Below are 8,251 nucleotides of genomic sequence, written 5' to 3'. Positions count from 1 at the left end.
CTCCACCTATCCCGGCAAGTACTTCACCGGCGACGGCTGCCGGCGCGATGCCGACGGCTACTACTGGATCACCGGGCGGGTCGACGACGTGATCAACGTCTCCGGCCACCGCATGGGCACCGCCGAGGTGGAGTCGGCCCTGGTGGCCCACGACAAGGTCGCCGAGTCCGCCGTGGTGGGCTATCCCCACGACATCAAGGGCCAGGGCATCTATGCCTACGTGACCTTGAACGCCGGCGAGGAACCGACGGACGACCTGCGCAAGGAACTGGTGCAGTGGGTGCGCAAGGAGATCGGGCCCATCGCCAGCCCGGATCTGATCCAGTGGGCGCCGGGCCTGCCGAAGACCCGCTCCGGCAAGATCATGCGCCGCATCCTGCGCAAGATCGCCGAGAACGACTACGGCAGCCTGGGCGACACCTCGACCCTGGCCGATCCCGGTGTGGTGGACGACCTCATCGAAAACCGCATGAACCGGGGTTAGGCGCTTGCTTTAGGCGCGGCTAACGTTCCATTGGTTTCGGTTTCCTAGCGGCCGGCTCGACAAGAGCCGGCCGTTTCCTTTTGTGGCGCGGCCACCGGGTCTGCTAGCGTTTCACTATGACAGCTTTCGAAGACAATGCGGATCCGAAGGGGCAGCGGATCTCAGAGCCGGGCCGCGGCTGGCCGAAGGTCCTGGCCGCGGCGCTCCTGCTGCTGCTGGCGGCCTGCGCGGCGCCGGGGGCCGGCGACGGCAGCGGGCGCACAATCGCCATGCCGGACGACTGGAACCAGATCGACATCGGCGACGCGGATCTGAACCTGCCCCTCAACTCGCCCTTCGAGATCAGCGAGCTGCGTGAGCGGGTCGGAGGGCACCAGCTTTTCGAGAACCTCTATACCTTTCACGGCCTGAGCGGCTTTGTCGTCACCTCCCGGGTGTTCTTCGGCCAGTTCGCCGACAATCCGGCCCGCGAGGTGAAGGACCGGCAGGACTTCCTGCGCTACGCGCGCAGCCTGCCGCTGGTGGAGCGGCGCAAGCTCAAGGTCGGCACACCCCGGGTGTTCCGCCATCCCGAGCTGCGCAGCAGCGGCTTCTATGCCAAGGCGCTTTCCGAGCTGCGCCACGAGGACTGCTTCATCGTGCGCATCGGCTACCTGCTGGTCGACTACAACTCCTTCGAGGCCGAGCCCGGTGACATCGACACCATCGTCTATGGTCTGCTGTGCAGCGACCGCCTGGACGAAGCCGCGCTGCTGACCCTGCTCACCGAATTGCAGGTGGTCAAAGACCGCGACGACTTCCGCAAGGCATTGTCGCAGCGCGGCATCGGGACGATCTAGAATCTTGCGGGTTAGCCCTAACCGTGGCTTGGGGCGCTTAGGGGCTCGCTGTACTTCTGCACCGCGCGCTGGATGTCCTTCATCATCGCCCGTCCGACGTCGCCGCCTTGGCCTTTGATTTTCTTGGTGAAAACCACGCGAATGGCATCGATGTGGGCCTTGATGAGCTTCAGGCGGTTCTCGGTCACCTGGGCGTCGCTTGCCAGGGTCGCTTCATAGAGCGTCTTGCCGAAAGCGGTGATCAGCGGATAGTCGAAGATGCCGCCCTGGCCGCGCAGTTCGTGGGCGATCTGGTTGATGTTGAGCACGTGGTCCTGATGCCGGCCCCCGCCGTGTTTGAGTGCTTCATAGGACTCGGTGATGGAGTCCAGATAGTTGCCGACCCAGGTGGAGTAGTCGCCCACCAGTTCCTGGATTCGCTGCTCGGCGGCCTGGATGACAAGAGGGTCGAAGTCGAGCTGGCCGCGCATCGCATTCGGTCCCAGCTTCTCGCGCAGCTTGTTGATGGGCCTGAAGTAGATGGCCCGCACGTCGTCGCGGAGGCTGCGGATGTTGGAACGGGTGTGAACCACCTGGATTTCAGAGGCCTTGGTGATCCGGCGGTCCCTGTCCGGCCGCGAGGTGTCGTCATAGAGGGTCTGCCAGTTGGCCGGGCGGTCCTGGCGGCGCCGGTCCGGGCCGAAATAGCCGGGCGCAAGCACGAACTGCCGGGGATTCTTGATCACCTCCAGGATGCGGTCGGCCATGGCCTTCGCCGAAAACGGCTTGGCCAGGAACTCGGTCACCCCGGCATCCCTGGCCGCTTCCACAATGGCCTGGTCGGCGGCGCCGGAGAGCATGACGAAAGGGACGAAGCGGTCCGGCGCCAGCTTGTTGGTGCGCACCCAGCGTAGAAACAGCGTGCCGTCCAGATCCGGCATGACGAAGTCGGAGAGGACGATATCGACGGTTCCGATGCCGGCCTCGACCGGATTCCTACGGCTTTCCTTCAGGGCCGTAATCGCTTCCTTGGCCCCGGCCTGGGTGCTGATGTTGTTGATGCCCAGGGCGCGAAGCGTGGTGACGATCAGGTTGCGCATGAAGGAATTGTCGTCGATCACCATGATGGTGATGTTGTCCCAATTGAGCTTCAGCATCATGGCCGGGTATCGCCTTCTTTACGTCTTTTCCGGCAATCAACCGCGGCGGTTTGATCGCGTCACAAGATCTCGCATCGCGTCAACGCTAATACCAATGTATGAAAAATTGGCTACAATCTAGGGATGATCCAGATCGCGAATTACGCGCATTTCTTTGAAGGCCTACAGGTGTCCGGGGATCTGGATGGCAGGGCGCCAGCGGTGCGAGACCGGTCCCGCGGCACGGGCGCGCGGCCGTCGGCGGCCGGCCTCAGTGGCGAAAGTGGCGCATCCCGGTGAAGACCATGGCCAGATCCGCCTCGTCGGCGGCGGCGATGACCTCATCGTCGCGCATCGACCCGCCCGGCTGGATGACCGCCGTGGCGCCGGCCTCCACCGCGGCCAGCAGACCGTCGGCGAAGGGAAAGAAGGCGTCCGAGGCGACGACCGCGCCGACGGTTTTCGGGGTCACGCCTTCCCCGGCGGCTTCGCGCGCCTTCCAGGCGGCGATGCGGGAGGAATCGACGCGGCTCATCTGGCCGGCGCCGACGCCCACGGTGGTGCCGTCGCGGACGTAGACGATGGCGTTGGACTTCACGTGCTTGGCGACCCGGAAGGCGAAGATCATGTCGGCCAGTTCCCGCTCGCTCGGCTGGCGGCGGGTCACCACCTTCAGGTCTTCGGCGGCGGTGCGTCCATGGTCCCGGCTCTGTGCGAGGAAGCCGCCGGCCAGGGGGGTCATCACCAGGCCCGGGGCGGCGGGGTCGGCCATGGCGCCGGTGACCAGAAGGCGCAGGTTCTTCTTCTGGGCCAGCACCGCCCGGGCCGCGTCGTCGACCGCCGGGGCGATGACCACCTCGGCGAAGAGCTTGGCGATCTCCTCGGCGGTGGCGGCGTCCAGGCTGCGGTTGACGGCGATGATGCCGCCGAAGGCGCTCACCGGATCGCAGGCCAGGGCCTCGGCATAGGCCGCAGAGAGAGTCTCCCGGCTCGCCACGCCGCAGGGGTTGGCATGCTTGATGATCGCCACCGTCGGCGCCTCGAACTCGCTGACCAGCTCGAAGGCGGCATGGGTGTCGTTCAGGTTGTTGTAGCTCAGCTCCTTGCCCTGAAGCTGCTCGGCGGTGGCGACGCCGGGCCGCGCCGGGCCCTGCAGGTAGACCGCGGCCTGCTGGTGCGGGTTCTCGCCATAGCGCAGGGTCTGCTTCAGCCGGCCGGCGGCGGTCAGGTGCTGGGGAAAGGTCTCGCCCTGGGTGCCGGCCAGCCACTGGGCGATCATCGCGTCATAGGCGGCGGTGTGGGCGAAGGCGGCCATGGCAAGGCGCCGGCGCAGGGCCGCGCCGAGGGCACCCTCCTGGGCCGCCATCTCGGCCTGCACCGCCGCATAGTCCGCCGGGTCGGTGACGATGGCGACGAAGTCGTGGTTCTTGGCGGCGGCGCGCACCATGGCCGGCCCGCCGATGTCGATGTTCTCGACGCAGGTGTCGTAGTTGGCGCCGGAGGCCAGGGTCGCCTCGAAGGGATAGAGGTTGGAGACCACCATATCGATCCCGGCGATGCCGTGTTCCTCCATGGCGGCGCGGTGGTCCGCGGCATCGCGGCGCGCCAGGATGCCGCCGTGGATCTTCGGGTGCAGCGTCTTGACCCGTCCGCCCATGATCTCCGGAAAGCCGGTATGGGCGGCGACCTCGACCACCGCCACGCCGGCCTCGGTCAGGGCCTTGGCGGAGCCGCCGGTTGAGAGGATCTCAACGCCCCGGGCGGCGAGAAAGCGGCCGAAGTCGGCCAGGCCCGTCTTGTCGGAAACCGAGATCAGCGCGCGCTTGACAGGGATCGCTGTGTCGACGGGCATAGGCAGGAAACTCCAAGAGGTGCGTTACGAAAGGCGCTGGGGTGGGTCTGCCGTCACGATGCCGCGACGGCGGCCGGGTGGCGGCCGGGGGCCTCCCCTCCGTACTCGGGCACCAGACGGTGTAGCAGCGCCAGGAGCTCGCTCTGCTTGCCCTCCGCCAGAAGCCGGGCCAGGTCGTCGAGGCTGCGGCCCAGCAGCTCGGCATCGGCGGTGCGCGGCGCCGCCTGGCGCAGGCCCGGATGGGCGGTGGGGATCAGGGCCTCTTTGTGATGGAACAGCTCCTCGTGCATCTTCTCGCCCGGCCGCAGCCCGGTGAAGACGATCTCCACGTCCTTGTCGGGGCTGAGCCCGGAGAGGCGGATCATCTGCCGCGCCAGGTCGACGATCTTCACCGGCTCGCCCATGTCCAGCACGTAGATGCGGCCGGCCTCCACCGCCGGGCTGTCGCTGCCAAGGGCGGAGGCCTGGAGGACCAGCTCCACCGCCTCGCGCACGGTCATGAAGTAGCGCGTCATCTCCGGGTGGGTCACGGTCAGCGGGCCGCCTCTGGCCAACTGCCTTTGGAACAGGGGTACCACCGACCCGGTGGACCCCAGCACGTTGCCGAAGCGCACGGTCACGAAGCGCGTGCCGCCGCCGCCGTTCTGCCGCAGCAGGTCCAGGGCCTGGCAGTAGCTCTCCGCCAGCCGTTTGGTGGCGCCCATGACGTTGGGCGGATTGATCGCCTTGTCGGTGGAGATCAGCACCATGGTCGCCACCCCGGCGCGGCGGCAGGCGTCGGCCACGTTGCGGGTGCCGAGCACGTTGGTGTGAATGCCCTCCAGGGGGTTGTGCTCGATCAGCGGCACGTGCTTCAGGGCAGCGGCGTGGAACACCAGCTGCGGACCGGCCTCCTCGATCAGCCGGTCGACCCGCTCGCGGTCGCGCACATCGCCGATCAGGGCGAGACGCGGCAGATCGGGATGCTGTTCGGAGAGTTCCAGATCGATGCTGTAGAGATTGAATTCGGAACTGTCGAAGAGGGTGAGTTGGGCAGGCCCGAAGGTGGCGATCTGGCGCACCAATTCCGCACCGATGGATCCGCCGGCGCCGGTCACCAGCACCCGCCGGCCCTCGATCAGCTTCTGCATCGCCGGACGGTCGAGCTTGGTCTGGGTGCGGCCCAGCAGGTCGGCGATGGCGATCGGCCGGATCTGCAAGCGCTCTTCGATGCCGCCGCTGAAGTCGGTCAGGCGCGGCAGCCGGGCCACGGAGGCGCCTTTCTCCTCGGCAAACTCCAGCAGGAAGTCCACCTCCTCCCGGGCCAGCGGCTTGGTCAGGATGATGCGCTGGGGCTTACGGTCGCGTCGCGTCAGCCGGGCCACCACCTCGGGCAGGTCTTCCAGCGCGCCGACCACCTTGACGCCGTGGATGTTGCGGCCGATGCGCGTGCCCTTTTCGTCGACCACGGCCAGCACCTCGAAGGGCCCGTTGCGGTCGCGCGCCATCTCGCGGATGAAGGTCTCCGCCGCGTCGCCGGCGCCGATCAGCAGCGCCGGCACCCGGCGGTGGCGGTCGCGCTCCAAGAGGTGACTGAAGCCCTGGTCCTTGAATACGCGGTAGAGCATGCGCGGCGCGCCGAGCAGGAAGATGAGCACCAGCCAACTGATCACCAGCCAGGACCGCGGCAGGTCGTCCAGCCGGGTGATCAGGAAGGTCACCGGCAGGAAGACGGCCAGCGCCAGCGAGACCGCCTTGATGATCGCCACCAGATCGTTCATCGAGGCATAACGCCAGACGCCGCGGTAGAGCCCAGTGGTCAAGAACACCAGGCCGCAGATCGCGGTGAACAGCAGCATCGGCTGCCAGAGGCTGTCCTCCAGCGTGGTCCAGGCTTCCTCGCCGAGACGCAGGAAGAGCGCGAGCAGGAAGGCCGTGGCCGCCATGACCAGGTCATGCAGGAAGGCAACCAGTTGCCGCGGGAATCTGGCGGAGCCCAGCTTCATCGATGTTCCTTCGATTTCCCTTTCAAGGCCGCATCGCCCACCACGGCTCATCGGGGCCCATGCTCGCCCGGCGCCTCGCCGTCGCGTGCCGGCAGGCCCTTGCCGATCAGCATAATCAGAAGCACGGCGACCGCAAGACAGGCCGCGGCCAGCGCCGGCCAAGGCTGGCCGAGGACCGCGATCAGTGCCAGGGCCACCAACACGAGATTGCACAGCAGAATACGGGTGGAAACCGCTGCGTGGCTGAGGCCCCGCCGCACCGCCTTCTGATAGAAGTGGTTGCGGTGGCCCTTCCAGAGCGCCTCCCGCCGGAGGATACGGCGCGACAGGGTCCAGCTCGCATCGGCCAGATAGTAGAGCGGCAGGATCAGGGCGGCGGCCCACTGGCCCTCTGCGGCCAGCAGGATCAGCAGCCAGCCGACCAGGAACCCCAGGGGCACCGAACCGACGTCGCCGAGGAAGATGCGCGCCGGCGCCCAGTTCCAGACCAGGAAGCCCAGGGCGGCCGCGGCCAGGCTGGCGGCGAGAAAGACATAGCCGGGGCCGAAACCGGCGACGGCGGCGCAGAGCGCCAGGCCGCCGGCCACGGAAATGCTCTCCACGGCTGAAATGCCGTCGATCCCGTCCATGAAGTTGAAGAGATTGATGAACCAGAGCCACGCCAGGGCGACGATCAGATGGTCGGCGAGCGGCGGCAGCAGCCCCTGGAAGACCAGGGCCTGGCTTCCGGCGCCCCAGAGGGCGAAGGCAACGGCGGCGACCTGGACGCCGAAGCGCAGGCGGGCCGGCTGCGAGCGCAGGTCGTCGAGCCAGGAGACGGCGACCAGCAGCGCCAGGCCGCAGAGCAGCGGCCAGAATCCGGCGGGCTGCAGACCGTAGGCGAGGGCGCCGCCGATCCACACCAGGGCAATGACCGAAACCACCGCCAGGCCGCCGCCGCGTGGGGTCGCCTGCTGGTGGCTGCTGCGATGGTTCGGCTGATCGAAGACGTTCCAGGCCTTCAGCAGGCGCAGCACGCCGCCGGTGGCCGCCCAGCTCAGCAGAGCGACCGCCGCCAGGACCGCAAGAAGGATCGGCGCGGACATCTCAGCCGCCGGGGCCCAGGCGTTGCAGGGCCCACTTCACCACCGCGGCGTTGCCGTCTTGCGCCGGCGCCTGCGTGGTTCCCGAGAGCACGATCTGCTGGCTGCGGCGCACCTGGCCGGGCCGCCCCAGATAGACGCTGGGCTCCAGGCCCACGGCGGCGCCGGCGGCGCGCAGGCGCCAGCCGCCGCCCTTGGGCAGGCGCAGGACGACCGAGCGTCCGTCCTGCGCGGCCATGGCCTGAACGCCCGGGTGGAGGTGGAAGCGGATGACGAAGAGCAGCGGCCTGCGCGACCTCGGCTGACCCTCGAGGCAGTCCTCGCCGCGCAGGTCTTCGCCGGAGCTGGCGAGGTAGAGGCGGCGCCGATGGATGAGCCCGAAGAGCGGCAGGTAGCCGTCGTGGCTGCTGTCCAGCCAGATCGCGCCCTCGTCCTCGTCGCGTTGGCAGAGCACCGGGCCGGGCCGCCGGAGAAGACCGCCGCCGCCCAGCAGTGCGGCGGAGTTGGTGTCGGCCAGCGTCAGGGTCGAGTGGGCGGCGGTGGTGCGTTGCGCGGCCTGCCAAGGGCCGCGGCCGGCCTGGGCGCCGCAGTTGACGATCAGGCGTTCGCGGCCAACGGAGAGTTCGAAGCTCAGGGTTCCGGCGTGGGCCGCATCGTCGTAGCCCGGCGCCGCCGGGCGGCCGGTGTCGACCAGCACCAGGCTGCGGCCCGCCTGCAGGCGCTGGAAGCCGCTGTCCGGCGCGCTCAACAGGCGCAGGTTCTTGCCGCCGGCGCGCTGCAGGACCATGTCGATCTGCAGGTCTTCGCCCTCGTTGCTGCCGTTGAAAAGGGCGAGGCCGCCGTCGCCGTGCTGCAGCAGCCGCAGGACCGCCACCATGGCCTCGATCTGCC

At 68.2% G+C, this 8,251-nt stretch carries 6 protein-coding genes and 1 pseudogene; 2 read left to right on the top strand and 5 right to left on the bottom strand.

All coding sequences use genetic code 11. The features are described 5' to 3' along the window. Nucleotides 1-484: pseudogene (locus tag Q0996_RS00035) on the top strand (acetyl-coenzyme A synthetase); the annotation flags it as partial. Between the two features lie 116 nt (nucleotides 485-600). Further along, the gene (locus tag Q0996_RS00030; protein ID WP_299614751.1) at nucleotides 601-1,323 is read left to right on the top strand and encodes a hypothetical protein; all 723 of its coding nucleotides are present in this window, start codon (nucleotides 601-603) and stop codon (nucleotides 1,321-1,323) included. A gap of 17 nt (nucleotides 1,324-1,340) precedes the next feature. On the opposite strand, the gene Q0996_RS00025 is transcribed toward Q0996_RS00030, so the two are convergent. The 5 genes from Q0996_RS00025 to Q0996_RS00005 form a co-directional block, all read right to left on the bottom strand. Next, nucleotides 1,341-2,462, bottom strand: a complete 1,122-nt coding sequence (locus Q0996_RS00025) for a response regulator (RefSeq protein WP_299614749.1) — start codon at nucleotides 2,460-2,462, stop codon at nucleotides 1,341-1,343. A gap of 250 nt (nucleotides 2,463-2,712) precedes the next feature. After that, entirely contained in the window at nucleotides 2,713-4,293 is a 1,581-nt protein-coding gene (gene purH / locus Q0996_RS00020; RefSeq protein WP_299614747.1) for a bifunctional phosphoribosylaminoimidazolecarboxamide formyltransferase/IMP cyclohydrolase, read from the bottom strand. Nucleotides 4,294-4,346: 53 nt separating this feature from the next. Beyond that, entirely contained in the window at nucleotides 4,347-6,278 is a 1,932-nt protein-coding gene (locus tag Q0996_RS00015) for a nucleoside-diphosphate sugar epimerase/dehydratase (RefSeq protein WP_299614745.1), read from the bottom strand. Nucleotides 6,279-6,325: 47 nt separating this feature from the next. Then, entirely contained in the window at nucleotides 6,326-7,363 is a 1,038-nt protein-coding gene (locus tag Q0996_RS00010; RefSeq protein ID WP_299614744.1) for a glycosyltransferase family 4 protein, read from the bottom strand. 1 nt (nucleotide 7,364) lies between these two features. After that, nucleotides 7,365-8,251 (bottom strand): heparinase II/III family protein (locus tag Q0996_RS00005; RefSeq protein ID WP_299614742.1); only part of this gene is annotated, 887 nt, incomplete at its 5' end.

The organism is Pelagibius sp., from assembly GCF_028289705.1.
Lineage (GTDB): Bacteria > Pseudomonadota > Alphaproteobacteria > Kiloniellales > Kiloniellaceae > Pelagibius.
Note: the sequence above shows the minus strand (reverse complement) of the source record. Positions and strands in the feature narration are given on the sequence as shown.

What these genes read in the sequence shown, in the direction of transcription:
- Q0996_RS00030 (WP_299614751.1), top strand. Translation starts at nt 601, where the DNA reads ATGACAGCTTTCGAAGACAATGCGGATCCGAAGGGGCAGCGGATCTCA.
- Q0996_RS00025 (WP_299614749.1), bottom strand. Translation starts at nt 2,462, where the DNA reads ATGATGCTGAAGCTCAATTGGGACAACATCACCATCATGGTGATCGAC.
- purH (WP_299614747.1), bottom strand. Translation starts at nt 4,293, where the DNA reads ATGCCCGTCGACACAGCGATCCCTGTCAAGCGCGCGCTGATCTCGGTT.
- Q0996_RS00015 (WP_299614745.1), bottom strand. Translation starts at nt 6,278, where the DNA reads ATGAAGCTGGGCTCCGCCAGATTCCCGCGGCAACTGGTTGCCTTCCTG.
- Q0996_RS00010 (WP_299614744.1), bottom strand. Translation starts at nt 7,363, where the DNA reads ATGTCCGCGCCGATCCTTCTTGCGGTCCTGGCGGCGGTCGCTCTGCTG.